The sequence below is a fragment of the Mycobacterium sp. E2238 genome (genome assembly GCF_001672665.1).
In the GTDB taxonomy this organism is placed as follows: Bacteria; Actinomycetota; Actinomycetes; order Mycobacteriales; family Mycobacteriaceae; genus Mycobacterium.
Map to the genome: position 1 here is coordinate 44,776 of NZ_LZKF01000255.1, position 14,393 is coordinate 59,168.

14 protein-coding genes and 1 tRNA gene are annotated in these 14,393 nt (G+C 68.4%); 5 read left to right on the forward strand and 10 right to left on the reverse strand.

Annotated features, from left to right (window positions below; all coding sequences use genetic code 11):
- Positions 1-66: 66 nt before the first annotated feature.
- A tRNA-Leu gene (locus A5711_RS24140) sits at positions 67-149 on the reverse strand.
- 97 nt (positions 150-246) lie between these two features.
- On the opposite strand from A5711_RS24140, the gene A5711_RS24145 reads away from it, so the two are divergent.
- Positions 247-627, forward strand: a complete 381-nt coding sequence (locus A5711_RS24145) for a hypothetical protein (RefSeq protein ID WP_067950974.1) — start codon at positions 247-249, stop codon at positions 625-627.
- Positions 624-965 (forward strand): DUF3817 domain-containing protein, encoded by a 342-nt coding sequence (locus A5711_RS24150; RefSeq protein ID WP_067950975.1) that lies wholly within the window; start codon positions 624-626, stop codon positions 963-965. The genes A5711_RS24145 and A5711_RS24150 overlap by 4 nt, the downstream gene beginning before the upstream one ends.
- Before the next feature lie 67 nt (positions 966-1,032).
- Here the strand turns inward: A5711_RS24150 and rdgB are convergent, their stop codons facing one another.
- A complete protein-coding gene (gene rdgB, locus A5711_RS24155; protein WP_067950976.1) occupies positions 1,033-1,632 on the reverse strand; it encodes an RdgB/HAM1 family non-canonical purine NTP pyrophosphatase in 600 nt (199 codons plus the stop codon).
- Between the two features lie 209 nt (positions 1,633-1,841).
- Here rdgB and A5711_RS24160 point away from each other — a divergent pair, with 209 nt between their 5' ends.
- On the forward strand, positions 1,842-2,942 hold the full coding sequence (locus tag A5711_RS24160; RefSeq protein ID WP_067950977.1) for a ferritin-like domain-containing protein: 1,101 nt from the start codon (positions 1,842-1,844) through the stop codon (positions 2,940-2,942).
- 37 nt (positions 2,943-2,979) lie between these two features.
- On the opposite strand, the gene rph is transcribed toward A5711_RS24160, so the two are convergent.
- From rph to clpS, 7 genes are all read right to left on the reverse strand, one after another.
- Complete coding sequence (gene rph, locus A5711_RS24165) at positions 2,980-3,759, reverse strand: ribonuclease PH (protein ID WP_067950978.1); 780 nt, start codon at positions 3,757-3,759, stop codon at positions 2,980-2,982.
- Between the two features lie 34 nt (positions 3,760-3,793).
- Entirely contained in the window at positions 3,794-4,576 is a 783-nt protein-coding gene (locus A5711_RS24170; protein ID WP_067950979.1) for a cyclic nucleotide-degrading phosphodiesterase, read from the reverse strand.
- Between the two features lie 127 nt (positions 4,577-4,703).
- Complete coding sequence (gene murI, locus A5711_RS24175) at positions 4,704-5,531, reverse strand: glutamate racemase (RefSeq protein WP_067950980.1); 828 nt, start codon at positions 5,529-5,531, stop codon at positions 4,704-4,706.
- Positions 5,528-6,202, reverse strand: coding sequence for a rhomboid family intramembrane serine protease (locus A5711_RS24180; protein WP_067950981.1), 675 nt, complete (start codon positions 6,200-6,202; stop codon positions 5,528-5,530). The genes murI and A5711_RS24180 overlap by 4 nt, the downstream gene beginning before the upstream one ends.
- A 36-nt stretch (positions 6,203-6,238) precedes the next feature.
- Entirely contained in the window at positions 6,239-7,300 is a 1,062-nt protein-coding gene (locus A5711_RS24185) for a P1 family peptidase (RefSeq protein WP_067950982.1), read from the reverse strand.
- Positions 7,297-7,878, reverse strand: a complete 582-nt coding sequence (locus tag A5711_RS24190; RefSeq protein WP_067950983.1) for a DUF2017 domain-containing protein — start codon at positions 7,876-7,878, stop codon at positions 7,297-7,299. The genes A5711_RS24185 and A5711_RS24190 overlap by 4 nt, the downstream gene beginning before the upstream one ends.
- Positions 7,879-7,902: 24 nt before the next feature.
- Positions 7,903-8,208, reverse strand: a complete 306-nt coding sequence (gene clpS / locus A5711_RS24195; RefSeq protein ID WP_067950984.1) for an ATP-dependent Clp protease adapter ClpS — start codon at positions 8,206-8,208, stop codon at positions 7,903-7,905.
- Between the two features lie 67 nt (positions 8,209-8,275).
- Between clpS and A5711_RS24200 the strand changes: the two genes are divergently transcribed.
- Entirely contained in the window at positions 8,276-9,589 is a 1,314-nt protein-coding gene (locus A5711_RS24200; RefSeq protein WP_067950985.1) for a nicotinate phosphoribosyltransferase, read from the forward strand.
- A gap of 14 nt (positions 9,590-9,603) precedes the next feature.
- Complete coding sequence (locus A5711_RS24205) at positions 9,604-11,610, forward strand: ATP-dependent DNA helicase (RefSeq protein WP_067950986.1); 2,007 nt, start codon at positions 9,604-9,606, stop codon at positions 11,608-11,610.
- Positions 11,611-11,612: 2 nt separating this feature from the next.
- Here A5711_RS24205 and glgP read toward each other — a convergent pair whose 3' ends face one another.
- A complete protein-coding gene (glgP, locus tag A5711_RS24210) occupies positions 11,613-14,252 on the reverse strand; it encodes an alpha-glucan family phosphorylase (protein ID WP_067950987.1) in 2,640 nt (879 codons plus the stop codon).
- Positions 14,253-14,393 lie beyond the last annotated feature (141 nt).

Below are 14,393 nucleotides of genomic sequence, written 5' to 3' on the forward strand. Positions count from 1 at the left end.
CTCGTATCCGTGCAGTCCATGTACCCCGCACGGAGGGTTTGACGCTTCGCGATCGCGAAATAAGGGTGCGGGCGGAGGGACTCGAACCCTCACGCTCTTTCGAGCACCGGCACCTAAAGCCGGCGCGTATGCCATTTCGCCACGCCCGCAGCGTGCCGATCGTACCGCTCAGGTCGCGAACGGACCCGGCGGTCGCACGCCGCGACGAATTCGTCGGACCCAAACCGTGAGCGGTACCTTCGAGGGGTGTCCACCACCCATCGTCGCAGGCCCGCGCTGATCGCCTTGGTGATCGTCGCGGCGTGCGGTTGCCTGGCGCTGGGCTGGTGGCAGTGGACCAGGTTCCAGTCCGTCTCGGGCAGCTTCCAGAACCTCGGCTACGCACTGCAGTGGCCGCTGTTCGCCTGGTTCTGCGTGTACGCGTACCGCAAATACGTCCGCTACGAAGACATGCCGCCGGAGCCTCGGCAGGACGTTGCCGACACAGAGATACCCGCCGGCTTGCTGCCCGAGCGCCCCAAACCGAAGCAACAGCCGTCCGATGACCCCGCGCTGGCGGAGTACAACGCGTACCTGGCCGAACTTGCCAAACAAGACACCGAAAAACAGAACAGGACCACCGCATGACCACACCGGAAAGACCCGCGTCGGCATTCCCCGTGGAGAAGATCCGCACCGCGTTGCTCGGCTACCGGATCATGGCGTGGGCGACGGGTCTCTGGCTGATCGCGCTGTGCTACGAGATCGTCTCGCATCTCGTCTTGCACCACGAGATCCGCTGGATCGAGGTGGTCCACGGCTGGGTGTACTTCATCTATGTCCTGACCGCGTTCAATCTGGCGGTCAAGGTGCGGTGGCCGATTCCCAAGACGATCGGTGTCCTCCTTGCCGGCACCATCCCGCTCCTGGGCATCATCGTCGAGCAAGTCCAGACCAGGGACGTGAAGGCCCGTTTCGGCCTGTAGAGCTCGAGTGCGCGGCTGGCTTCACACTCGAGGCCGAGTGTGCGGCTGGCTTCACACTGGGCAGGTACTAGGGCAGGTCGCGCAGCGCCGGCACTAGCAACGCGAGGGCGCGGCCGCGATGGGAGACCGCGTCCTTCTCCTCGGGGCTGAGCTCGGCCGCGGTGCGGGCGGAACCCGCGGGAATGAAGACCGGGTCGTACCCGAAGCCGCCGTCCCCCCGCGGTTCCCGGGCGATGCTGCCGGGCCACTCCCCGCGGACGACGACCTCGCCGGACGGTCCGGCCAGGGCGCATGCCGACACGAACGCCGCGCCGCGCCGTTCGTCGGGCACGTCGCGCAACTGCGCCAACAGCAGCGCGGTGTTGGCGGCGTCGTCGCCGTGATCACCCGACCAGCGCGCCGACAGCACGCCGGGCATGCCGTTCAAAGCGGCCACCTCCAGGCCGGAATCGTCGGCGACCGCAGCCAGGCCCGTCGCGGCGAATGCATCCCGCGCCTTGGCCAACGCGTTGTCCTCAAAGGTCGCGCCCGTTTCGGGCGCCTCATCGAAGGGCGGCACATCATGCAAAGAGACCAGCCTCAAGCCGGTCAGGCCGGCCGCGTCGAGCACCCGGCGTAATTCGGCCAGTTTCTTCCGGTTGCGGCTGGCGACCAGAAGCTTGGTCACCGGTCAATCCGGAACATGGCCATTACCTCCGCACAGCGACCTATGCATACGGCAACAAACTAGCCGGAGTGCTACGCGGAGCTCATCTGCGGCTCATCCAGCCGATCAAACCGACTCACTTCAGCAGGGTTGACAGCGCCGCCGCACGCGGCGCACTGTGATACGTGTCATATGACCACTGGTCATACCGGGCAGAGAGGCGGCAACTCATGACCACGAGGGACAAGTACACCGAGGTGCCAGACCCCTACTCGTGGGAGGTTCCCAGCGCCGGCGACGCGCGCTTCACCTGGGAGTACGACGACGGCCGCGCCCGACTCCTTTCCCTGTACCAGAAGGGAAAGGACAAGCAGTGGGACGCCCAGTCGCGCATCGACTGGGCGCAAGACGTCGACCCGACGAACCCACTCGCGCTGCCCGACGAATTTCATCCGCTGTTCGGCAGCCCGATGTGGGATGCCGCAGGTGACGCGGGTCGCGCCGAGTTGCGCCAGCACTTCCAGGCCTGGCAACTCTCGCAGTTCCTGCACGGGGAGCAGGGAGCGATGGTGTGCGCGGCCAAGATCGTCGAGGTCGTCCCGGACCTGGACGCGAAGTTCTACGCCGCCACCCAGACCATGGACGAGGCCCGCCACGTCGAGGCATTCGGGCGGTTCCTGCAGGACAAGGCCGACCTGGTCTACCCGATCAACAAGCATCTGACCGCCCTGCTCGACGACACCCTGCGCGATTCGCGATGGGACATGCCCTACCTCGGCATGCAGGTACTCATCGAAGGGCTCGCACTGGCCGCCTTCGGGGTGATGCGAGACATGGCGGCGCCGGACTCGCTGGCCAAGCAGTTGCTGGCCTACGTCATGCAGGACGAGGCCCGCCACGTCGCCTTCGGCCGAATCTCGCTGAAGGATTATTACTCCGGGCTGACCGAGTCCGAGCGGGGCGAGCGTGAAGAGTTCGTCGTGGACGCCTGCTATCTGATGCGCGACCGGTTCCGCGGCGAAGAGGTTTTCGCGACCCTCGGCATGGACGTTCAAGAGTGTGCCGATTGGGTCGACACCTCTCCGCTGATGATTCAGTTCCGCTCGCACCTGTTCAGCCGCATCGTGCCGATCGTCAAGGACATCGGGCTGTGGGGCGAAAAGGTACAGAAGGCGTTCAGGGAGATGGGTGTCCACGACCTGGCCGACTCCAACATCGAGGCGTTGATGAAGGCCGACGAGGATCAGGCCGAGGCGCTGGACAAGGCACACGCCGAGATGGCTGCCCGGGCCGTCGAGGTGGACGAGGTGATCGCGGCGGGCGCAAGCTAACCCAAGTCTGGTTTGGCGCTGGCGGGTAGAAGCTTGGTCAGCTGCCGAACGCCTTCGGCGGTGCCGAGCCCTCGGGCAGCTCACCGGGATACGGCAGCGCCAATGCCTCGCGCTGGGCGGCGAACAACTTGTCGCAAGCGGCCAGCGCCACGTCGAGCAATTTGTCCAGCGTCGAACGCGGGAACGTCGCGCCCTCGCCGGTGCCCTGGACTTCCACGAGTGTCCCGGTGTCGGTGGCGACGACGTTCATGTCGACCTCGGCCCGCGCGTCTTCCTCGTAGGGCAGGTCCACCCGGATCCTGCCGTCGACCACCCCGACGCTGACCGCCGCGATGGCACACGACAACGGGCGCGGGTCGGACAGCTTGCCCGCCGCGGCCAGGTAGGTCACGGCGTCGGCCAGGGCCACGAACGCGCCCGTGATGGCGGCGGTGCGGGTGCCGCCGTCGGCCTGCAGGACGTCGCAGTCGACGGCAATGGTGTTCTCCCCCAACGCCGCAAGATCGATGCAGGCCCGCAGCGACCGGCCGATCAGCCGGCTGATCTCCTGGGTGCGCCCGGACAGCCGTCCCTTCACGGATTCGCGATCGGAGCGCGTATGGGTTGCCGACGGCAGCATCGCGTACTCGGCGGTCAGCCATCCCAGCCCCGACCCCTTGCGCCAGCGCGGCACCCCATCGGTGACGCTGGCGGTGCACATCACCTTGGTGTGGCCGAATTCGATGAGTACCGACCCCGCCGGGTGGTCGGTGAATCCGCGGGTGATGACTACGGGGCGAAGCTCGTCGTCAAGGCGGCCGTCTTCTCGTCTGGTCACCCGGTAACCCTAAGCCAACTCACGCGCGGCTTGCTCAGACCCTTTCAGAGCGGCGGATATCGAAAGATTCGCCGCACACCACCGCATGCACGGGGCCGTCGAACTCGGCCTTGGCCTCGCTGATCACGTCCTCGCGGGACGTCCACGGCGGGATGTGGGTCAGCAGCAGCTCGCGAACGCCGGCCTGCGCCGCGATCCGGCCGGCCTCGGTGCCCGACAAATGCAGAGCGGGCGGGCGGTCCGGCGAGTGGGTCCAGGAGGCCTCGCAGAGGAAGACATCGGCGTCCCGCGCCAGCTCGACGAGTTGGTCGCAGACGCCGGTGTCACCGCTGTAGACGAACGAGGCGCCGGTCGAATCGGTGATCCGCAGGCCGTACGACTCGGTCGGGTGGGCGACCACCCGCGGCGTCACCGTGAGCGAGCCGAGCGTGACCGGTTCGCCGTCGACCCAGTGCCGAACGTCGAAAATGTCTGAGCAGTCGTCGATTTCACCGCCGTACGGTGATGACGCCGCGCCCAGCCGGGACCAGGTGTCGCCGGGCCCGTACAACAACGCCTTGCCGTCCGGCCGCGAGGGGTGGTAGCGCCGCCACACGAACAGGCCGGGCAAATCGAGGCAGTGGTCGGCGTGCAGATGGGACAAGAGCACGTGCACGGAGGCGGGATCGGCATAGCGCTGGAGCGCGCCCAGCACGCCGCCGCCGAAGTCGATGACCATCGGCGGTGTATCCGGTGCCCGAAGCAGATATCCCGACGCGGGCGAATCCGGCCCTACCACGCTGCCCGAGCAGCCGAGCACGGTTATTCGCACGGACACTACTGTGCCATGCCCGATAGGACCGTGACGAAAACATCGCCGCATTGGTGTGATGAGAATCTCGCCATCGGCACATGGCGATCGCCGGCGCGGCGAAGCCGGGCGAGACGGGTCGCCATGATCCTCACTAGTCGATCCGCACGTGGTGAACGGGTTGCACGCCGGTGACGGCAGGACCGAGAAATCGCGCGGCCAACTTGGTGAACGCCTCGGGGTCGCCGGTGGCTTCGAAGACTCGGGAAGGCGGGGCGGCGTCGGGATCGTCCGGGTGCGGACGCAGCAAATCGCGCTCGGTGAGTACGCGCAGTACCTCCTTGGCGGTTTCCTCGGCGCTCGACACCAGCGTCACCTGCTCGCCCATCGCCAGCTGGATCAATCCCGACAGAAGTGGGTAATGCGTGCACCCAAGCACCAGGGTGTCGACCTGGGCGCGTTGCAGCGGCTCGAGGTAGCCCTCGGCCAGCCCGAGCACCTGGCGCCCACTGGTCACGCCACGCTCCACGAAGTCGACGAAGCGCGGGCAGGCCACGGCGGTGATCTCGGTGTCGCGGGCGGCGGCGAACGCGTCCTGGTACGCGTGCGAGTTGATGGTCGCGCGGGTGCCGATGACACCGATGCGCCCGTTGCGCGTCGTGGCGACGGCACGACGCACCGCCGGCAGGATCACCTCGACGACCGGTACGTCATACCGCTCGCGGGCGTCCCGCAGGCAAGCCGCGGACGCGGTGTTGCACGCGATCACCAACGCCTTCACCCCGCGCCCGACAAGGTCGTCCCCGATGGCCAAGGCGTGCGCGCGGACCTCTGGGATGGTGAGCGGACCGTATGGCCCGTGGCCCGTGTCGCCCACGTAGACGATGTCCTCGTCGGGCAATTGGTCGATGATGGCCCGCGCCACGGTCAGCCCGCCGACGCCGGAGTCGAAGATCCCGACGGGCGCCAACGGCGACGTCATGTCTTGGGACGCGGCGTGGCGGCGCCGGCTTTTCTCTTCGCCCGGGCTTTGCGTTCGGGCGCGGACAACCAATAAGCGGCGACGACGCCGGCGATCGCACCGCACAGGTGCCCCTGCCACGAGACGCCACCGCATCTGCCGAGCACCGGCATGGCGCCCAGCAGCACTCCGCCGTAGGCCAACAGGACCACCAGCCCGATCGCGATGTCCGCGAACCTGCGCACGAAGATCCCGAACACGAGCAGGAAGGCCAGCCAGCCGAAGATCAGGCCGGAAGCCCCGATGTGATCGGTCGGTCCGCATGAGCTGCCCACGTCCCCGATCAGCCAAGTACCGAAGCCGCCGAGGATCCACACGATCGCGGTGGCCCAGACGAACCGGCTCAGGCCGGCGAGCGTCATGAGGAATCCCAGCACCAACAGCGGCACCGTGTTGGCCATTAGATGTTGCCAACTCGCGTGCAAGACCGGGGAGAAGACGATCCCCCATAGCCCGTCGGCCTCCAGCGGTCTGATGCCGTTCTCGTCCAGGGAGTGCCGCGTCAGCTGGTCGATGAGCTCGATGAGGTAGAGCAGCGCGACGAAGGTGAGGATCGTGGCCGCGCCGACCACCCACGCGGGACGCTTCGCAGACGTCGCCGGTGGGCCGGGGCGCCCGGTGGTCTTACCCATAGCTGCAGGTTACCGGCGCGAACTGAGGAGAACTTCTCATCGGGCAAACGCCCCGGGCAACACGTCGCGATAGGTCGGTATCCCGGCCACCGAATCCGCGGCGAACACGCCGACCAGCACCGCGCGCGCCAGACAATCGGCCGCCGCGGCACCGACCTCCGCCGCCAGCCGCATCTCCGGCGAAAACGAGGCGGGCGCGTCCGGCGGGGGCGGCACCTCTACCGCCCCGGTGGCCAGCGCGAACACGGTGTCGCCGTCGTACGGGGTGTGCGCCGGCCGGACCGTACGGGCCAGGCCGTCCTGCGCGGCGACGGCGACGCGCCGGCACGCGGCCGCGCTCAGCGCTGCGTCGGTCGCCACGACGCCGATGACGGTGTTGAGCGGGGTCTCCAGCGGGGTCGCCGCGGTCGGCAACTGCGCGAAGGCGTCGATCTCCTCCGCCGGCGGTGGCCGCAACGCGAATTCCTCGATCAGGTCCGCCATCCACGGCAGGCCGGTGGTCCGGTCGGCGACGTCGCCGGCCGAGTTCACCACGACCACCGCGCCAACGGTCGCCCCGCACGGCAGCGTCGTAGCAGCCGTCCCGACCCCGCCCTTGAATACCCCGGCCCGCGCCCCGACGCCGGCGCCGACGTTCCCGACGGCCGGCGCACCCCCGCTCGCGGCGGCTTCGCAGGCCAGGTAGCCGAACTCCGCCGTCGGGCGGCGATCCCAGCCACCGACCGGCAGATCGAAGATCACGGCGCCGGGCACGATGGGCACCACCCCGCCATCCATCGCCACGCCGCGTTCGCGTTCTTCCAGCCAGCGCATCACGCCGTCGGCGGCGGCCAGACCGTAGGCGCTGCCGCCGGCGAGCAACACCGCGTCGACGTAGCGGACGGTGTTGGCGGGATCCAGCAGGTCGGTCTCCCGGGTACCGGGCGCGCCGCCGCGGCAGTCGACGGCCCCGACGGTCCCGGGCGGCGTCAGCACGACGGTGACGCCGCGCGCCCATCCGGCGCCCATGGACGCGTCGGGGTCGAGTCGATGATGGTGACCGACGCGGATGCCTCCGACGTCGGTGATGGCGTTCGCCCGGCCGCCGTCGATGCTCATCGGGACCCCATGAGCACCAGGACGAGGTATTCCTGCAAGACGGTCAACCACTGGTACACGTCGAAGTGTACGGCCAGCGGGTGGTCGGCGGGCAGCCGCTCCGGCCCCTCCGGCCCGACCTCGAGCATCACCCCCAGCGTCAGCCGAATGTCGTTGACCGCCGCCACCCAGGCGTTGGCATCCTCCTCGGTCAGATCGAATCGGCCGCCGTCTTGCGGAACGGTGTCCAACATCCGCTGCGCCGCAAGACGTTTGGCGCCGATGATCTCGGGCTCGTGCAGGCTGCGCAGCGCGGCGTTGAGGCTATCGGCGGCGTCGGAAGCCGACGGGTCATCGTCGTCGGGATGGAAAAAGTCGGGCAACAGCCGGCGCAGGGTCGGGTCCTTCGGCGGATCGCTGTTTCCGGTCTTTATGCCGGTGATCTGCTCGAGTTCGTCTGCGGGCGAGGATGATTCACGCTCGTCGAGCAACCCGAGCATGGCGGTTGCCAGGTTCTTCAGCAGGGCGGCCTCGTGCGACGCCAGGGCGGACCGAAAACGGGGACCGTCCGCGGTCTCGACGCGCTTCCATTTGCGCACAGGTAATCGCCGCAGCCCCGAGTGTCAGCGGTCCTGCTGCAGCGTCGCCCACAGCCCGGCGGCATGCAGCTTGGACACGTCGACTTCCATGGACTCCCGGCTGCCGGCCGACACCACCGCCCTGCCTTCGTTGTGCACCTGCAGCATCAGCTTGGTGGCGTGCGGCTCGCTGTAGCCGAACAACTTCTGGAACACATACGTCACGTAGGTCATCAGGTTGACGGGGTCATCCCATACGATCGTGACCCACGGACTCGCCGTGACGTCTACCGGAGCGGACTCGCGTTGTCCTGTAGTGCCCGGCTTAGTGGGCGCTGACATAACAACCATGGCCCCCAGGATACCGAGGGACCGGTGAGGTTTCCGAGCCCCCGACGCCAGCCGATACCGTTATGGAATGAACGACCCGGTCGTAACTGGGCTGCTTACCGACAAGTACGAGTTGACGATGCTGGCGGCGGCGCTGCGAGATGGTACCGCCGATCGCCCGACGACCTTCGAATTGTTCGCGCGCCGACTCCCGGAGGGGCGTCGCTACGGCGTGGTGTGCGGGACCGGGCGCCTGCTCGAAGCGTTGCCGCAGTTCAGCTTCGACGATGAGGCGTGTCAGTTGCTGGCGCAATTCCTGGATCCAGATGCCTTGCGCTACTTGCGCGATTTCCGGTTCCGCGGCGATATCGACGGCTACGCCGAAGGTGAGCTGTACTTCCCCGGCTCTCCTGTGTTGTCGGTGACCGGCACGTTCGCCGAGTGTGTCGTGCTGGAGACGCTGGCGTTGTCGATCTTCAATCACGACACGGCGGTCGCGTCGGCAGCGGCGCGAATGGTGAGCGCGGCCAGGGATCGTCCGCTGATCGAGATGGGGTCGCGGCGAACGCATGAGCACGCCGCGGTCGCCGCGGCGCGTGCGGCCTATATCGCCGGCTTCGCCGCGTCCTCCAATCTCGAGGCTCAGCGCCGGTACGGAATTCCCGCGCAGGGCACGTCGGCGCACGCGTTCACCATGCTGCACGCGACCGAAGAGCCCGCCGAAGTGACCGAACTGGCCGCCTTCCGCGCGCAGGTCGACGCGCTGGGCGTCGACACCACGCTGCTGGTGGACACCTACGACGTGACGACCGGCGTGGCCAACGCCGTGGCCGCCGCCGGGGAGTCGCTCGGCGCAGTCCGCATCGACTCCGGGGAATTGGGCGTGCTGGCCCGCCAGGTCCGCGAGCAGCTCGACGGCCTGGGAGCCACCGGGACCCGCATCGTGGTGTCCGGCGACCTCGACGAATTCTCGATTGCCGCACTGGGCGCCGAACCGGTGGACAGTTACGGCGTCGGCACGTCGCTCGTGACGGGTTCGGGCGCGCCGACAGCGAACATGGTCTACAAACTGGTCGAGGTCGACGGAATGCCGGTGCAAAAGCGCAGCAGCCACAAGGAATCCCGCGGCGGCCGCAAGGAGGCGCTGCGCCTGACGCGCACATCCGGGACCGCCACCGAGGAGCTGGTGTATCCGGCTGGCCGCCGGCCCCCGGTCACCGAGCCGTCCCGGGTGTTGACCGTCCCCCTGGTCCGCGGTGGCGACGTGGTGTCCAAACCGAATGTGGCCGCGGCGCGTGAACTGGTAGCTTCCGGGCTGCGCAGTCTGCCCTGGGAAGGGCTGAACCTCTCCCACGGAGAACCCGCGATCCCGACCACGCTGATCCCCGCCGGCCGCCGGTAGCAGAGCAAAAGGGGCTGACCACGTCCGAAGTGTCCGTGCCCGAGTCGCTGGCCGTCGCCGTGGCCGCGCTCGGCGGCAGTGAGCGTAGCGGCCAGCTCCAGATGGCCGACGCCGTCGCGCGGGCGTTCGCCACCGGCGAGCATCTCGTCGTGCAGGCCGGTACCGGCACCGGAAAGTCGCTGGCGTACCTGGTGCCCGCAATCGTCCGCGCCATCGACGACGACTCGCCCGTCGTCGTGTCCACGGCCACCATCGCGCTGCAGCGACAGCTCGTCGATCGGGACTTGCCCAGGCTGATCGATTCGATCGCCGACGCCCTTCCGCGCCGCCCGCAGTTCGCGCTGCTCAAGGGGCGCCGAAACTATCTGTGCCTGAACAAGATTCACAATGGCGGCGCCGAGGCCGAGGAAGACCCCGGTGACCGGCCGCAGGAGGAGCTTTTCGATCCCATCGCGGCCACCGCCCTGGGGCGTGACGTCCAGCGGCTCACCACCTGGGCGTCGACGACCGAGTCTGGCGACCGCGACGACCTGAAACCCGGTGTGCCCGATCGATCCTGGTCCCAGGTCAGCGTTTCGGCACGGGAATGCCTGGGTGTGGCCCGTTGTCCGTTTGGCTCCGAATGCTTCTCCGAACGGGCGCGCGGCCGGGCCGGCGCCGCCGACATCGTGGTCACCAACCATGCGCTGCTCGCCATCGACGCCGTCGCCGAATCCGCGGTACTGCCCGAACACGCGCTGCTGGTTGTCGACGAGGCCCACGAGTTGGTCGACCGGGTGACGTCGGTGGCGACCGCGGAGCTGACGCCGGCCGCCCTCGGCGTCGCGGCGCGACGGATCGCCCGGTTGGTGAACCCCGAGCTGACGCAGCGGCTGGAGGCGGCGACCGCCAACTTCGCCGCGGCGATCCACGACGGCACGCCGGGTCGCATCGACCGCCTCGACGAGGAGCTGGCGACGTACGTGACCGCCCTGCGCGACGCGGCCGGCGCGGCACGCTCGGCGATCGACACCACGAGCGACGCGAAGGCGGCCGCCGCGCGCGCCGAAGCGATAGCCGCCCTGAGCGAGATATCCGATACCGCCTCGCGGGTCCTGTCGTCGTTCGCCCCCGCCATTCCGGATCGCACCGAGGTGGTGTGGCTGGATCACGAGGACAACAGGGGGGCGTTGCGCCCGGTGTTGCGGGTGGCACCCCTGTCGGTCGCGGGCCTGCTGCGCGACCGGGTGTTCTCCCGTTCCACTACCGTGTTGACCTCGGCGACCCTGACAATCGGCGGGTCGTTCGACGCGATGGCCGCGGCGTGGGGGCTGACCGGCGCCGATGCCGAGGTGCCCTGGCGGGGCGTCGACGTCGGCTCACCGTTCGAGCACGCCAAGGCAGGAATCCTCTACGTCGCCGCCCACCTGCCGCCTCCTGGCCGGGACGGCACCGGGTCGGCCGAGCAGCTCACCGAAATCGAAGAGCTCATCACCGCGGCCGGCGGGCGGACCCTGGGGTTGTTCTCATCGATGCGCGCCGCGCGGGCCGCCGCCGAGGCCATGCGCCAACGGTTATCGACGCCGGTGCTGTGTCAGGGTGACGACAGCACCTCCGCGCTGGTGGAACAGTTCAGCGCCGACGAACGGACCTCGTTGTTCGGCACGCTGTCGCTGTGGCAGGGCGTCGACGTTCCGGGGCCGTCCCTGTCCCTGGTGCTCATCGATCGCATCCCGTTTCCGCGGCCGGACGACCCGCTGCTGGGCGCCCGCCAGCGAGCGGTGGCCGCGCGTGGCGGCAATGGCTTCATGGCGGTCGCCGCCAGCCACGCCGCGTTGCTGCTGGCGCAAGGCTCGGGTCGGCTGTTGCGCCGCATCACCGACCGCGGTGTGGTCGCGTTGCTGGACTCGCGGATGGTCACCGCCGGCTACGGCGGTTACCTGAGTGCCTCGCTGCCGCCGTTCTGGCAGACCACCAATCCGGCGCAGGTCCGCGCCGCGCTCGAGCGGCTGCGCACCGCGTCGGAGGGCCTTCCCGCGTGATGTCAGCGGGCCAGAGTGACCAGACCCAGCTCGGTGCTGGAGGAAAGCATCGGGTGGCGGGGCAGCACGCGAACGGTGTACCCGACCGCCCCGGCCAGCGGTAACGACAGCGTCGTCGAGAACACCTGATTGCCGCCCTCGGCGGTCCCGGTATACGACATCTCAACGGTGACCGGATCCAGCAGCGCGTCGCTGCCGTCGACCCTACCCACCACCGCTTGGACCGTGACTTCGTCCGGCGCGAGCCCGTCCAACGCCACGGTGGCGGTCAGGGTCAGCTTGGAGCCGAGCACCGGCGTATCCGGCAGCCCGGTGCTGTCCACATCGGTGATGATGATCTTGGGCCAGGCCTCCTCGGCGCGCCGACGGTAGTCGGCCACCTCGCGTGCCGCGCCGAACTCAGCGCCGTCCGCACCGTCCTCGGCGGGCCCGACGGTCCTGCGCAGCGACTGCGCGGCGTGCGTGTAGTACTGCTCGACGTAGTCGCGCACCATGCGCGAGGCCAGCACCTTCGGGCCGAGTGTCTGCAGTGTGTGCCGCACCATCTCGATCCAGCGTGGCGGCACCCCGTGTTCGTCACGCTCGTAGAACTTGGGCGCCACGGCCTGCTCCAGCAGGTCGTAGAGCGCGCTGGCCTCCAGGTCGTCCCGGCGAGCCTCGTCGGCCACACCGTCGGCAGACGGTATCTCCCAACCGTTTTCGCCGTCGTACCACTCGTCCCACCAACCATCGCGGATGGACAGGTTCAGCCCACCGTTGAGCGCGCTCTTCATCCCGGAGGTGCCGCAGGCCTCCAGCGGCCGCAGGGGGTTGTTCAGCCAGACGTCACAACCCCAGTACAAGTGCCGGGCCATGGACATGTCGTAGTCGGGCAAAAACGCGATGCGGTGGCGTACCGCCGGCCGGTCGGCGAAGCGCACCACCTGCTGGATCAACGCCTTCCCCCCGTCGTCGGCCGGGTGCGACTTTCCGGCGACGATCAGCTGAATCGGCCTGTCCTCATCGAGCAGCAGGCGTTCGAGCCGCTCCGGGTCGCGCAGCATCAGCGTCAGCCGCTTGTACGTGGGCACCCGCCGGGCGAACCCAATGGTAAGCACGTTCGGATCGAATGCCGTTGCTATCCAGCCCAATTCGGCGTCCGATGCGCCGCGTTCCAGCCAGGATTTCCGCAGCCGCTGCCGGACGTCCTCGACCAGCAGCGACCGCAATTGCGAGCGGATCCACCAAAGATGGCCCGCGTCAACCTGGTTCAGCCGAAGCCAGACGCCGGGATCGCCGAACGAATCCGACCCGGCCAACTCACGCCCCAACTGCAACCATTGCGGCGCCGCCCAGGTGCGCGCGTGAACCCCGTTGGTGATCGACCCGATCGGCACTTCGTCCGCGTCGAACCCGGACCACAGCTCGTTGAACATGGCCCGACTCACCTCACCGTGCAGCAACGAGACGCCGTTGGCCCGCTGCGCCAGCCGCAGACCCATGTGCGCCATGTTGAATTTGGTCGGGTCGTCCTCGGCGCCGAGCGCGAGAATCCGGGCCGTCGGTACGCCTGGCAACAGCGCGGGCGCGCCCTTGCCGCCGGCTTTCTTCTTGCCGGGATCGTCCTCGATCTGGCCGTCGAAGTAGAGCCGCACCATGTCGATCGGGAACCGGTCGATACCCGCGGGCACCGGAGTGTGAGTGGTGAACACGGTGCTGGATCGCACGACGGCCAGCGCGGTGTCGAAGTCCAAGCCGGCATCGGTCATCAATTCGCGGATGCGTTCGGCTCCGAGGAATCCCGCGTGCCCCTCATTCATGTGGAACACCTCGGGCGCGGGCAGGCCTTCGATGGAGGTGAACGCGCGGATCGCCCGCACGCCGCCGATGCCGGCCAGCAGCTCTTGGCGCATCCGGTGTTCCTGGTCACCGCCGTACAGCCGGTCGGTAATGCCGCGCAGCTCGTGCTCGTTCTCCGGGACATCGGAATCGAGCAGAAGCAGCGGCACCCGGCCCACCTGAGCAACCCAGATCCGTGCGTGCAGCTGGGCGGAGTCGGGAAGCGTCAGCTCGACCAGGACGGGATCGCCGGCGGCATCGGTGAGTAGCCGCAACGGCAGGCCCTGCGGGTCCAGCGACGGGTAAGTCTCGTTTTGCCAGCCGTCGGCGGTCAGCGACTGGCGGAAATAACCGGACCGGTAGTACAGGCCCACGGCCACCAGGGGCACCCCCAGATCCGAGGCCGACTTGAGGTGGTCCCCGGCGAGGATGCCCAGGCCGCCCGAGTAATTGGGCAGCACCTCGGCGACGCCGAACTCCATCGAGAAGTAGGCGATGGCCGTCGGCATCGCCACGCCTTCGGCTTGCTGCTGCTGGTACCACAGCGGACGGCTCAGGTAGTCGTTGAGGTCGGCTGCCAACTGATCGAGTCGGCCCAAGAATGCTTCGTCGAGGGCCAGCTCGTCGAGTCGTGCCGGATTCACCGCGCCCAGCAACGCCACTGGATCAGAGCCGCAGCGCTCCCACAGGCCGACGTCGATGGTCGCGAACAAGTCCTGGGTCGGCTTGTCCCATGACCATCGCAAGTTGGTCGACAGCTGATCCAGCGCGGCCAGCCGTTCGGGGAGGTGAGCGCGGACGGTAAAGCGGCGGAGGGCTTTCACGCGTCCTTACCTTACTGAGGATTTCGCCCCATGCACGGCGTCGGTGGAGACCGCTTTTCCCGCCGAGGGTGTGACCGGACACTAGGCTGGGTATCGGTTAGTTATTGGGGCCGCAACGGTGCTTCCCCGCAGAGGAAGTTC

What these genes read in the sequence shown, in the direction of transcription:
- A5711_RS24150 (WP_067950975.1), top strand. Translation starts at nt 624, where the DNA reads ATGACCACACCGGAAAGACCCGCGTCGGCATTCCCCGTGGAGAAGATC.
- A5711_RS24160 (WP_067950977.1), top strand. Translation starts at nt 1,842, where the DNA reads ATGACCACGAGGGACAAGTACACCGAGGTGCCAGACCCCTACTCGTGG.
- murI (WP_067950980.1), bottom strand. Translation starts at nt 5,531, where the DNA reads ATGACGTCGCCGTTGGCGCCCGTCGGGATCTTCGACTCCGGCGTCGGC.
- A5711_RS24180 (WP_067950981.1), bottom strand. Translation starts at nt 6,202, where the DNA reads ATGGGTAAGACCACCGGGCGCCCCGGCCCACCGGCGACGTCTGCGAAG.
- A5711_RS24185 (WP_067950982.1), bottom strand. Translation starts at nt 7,300, where the DNA reads ATGAGCATCGACGGCGGCCGGGCGAACGCCATCACCGACGTCGGAGGC.
- clpS (WP_067950984.1), bottom strand. Translation starts at nt 8,208, where the DNA reads ATGGTTGTTATGTCAGCGCCCACTAAGCCGGGCACTACAGGACAACGC.
- A5711_RS24200 (WP_067950985.1), top strand. Translation starts at nt 8,276, where the DNA reads ATGAACGACCCGGTCGTAACTGGGCTGCTTACCGACAAGTACGAGTTG.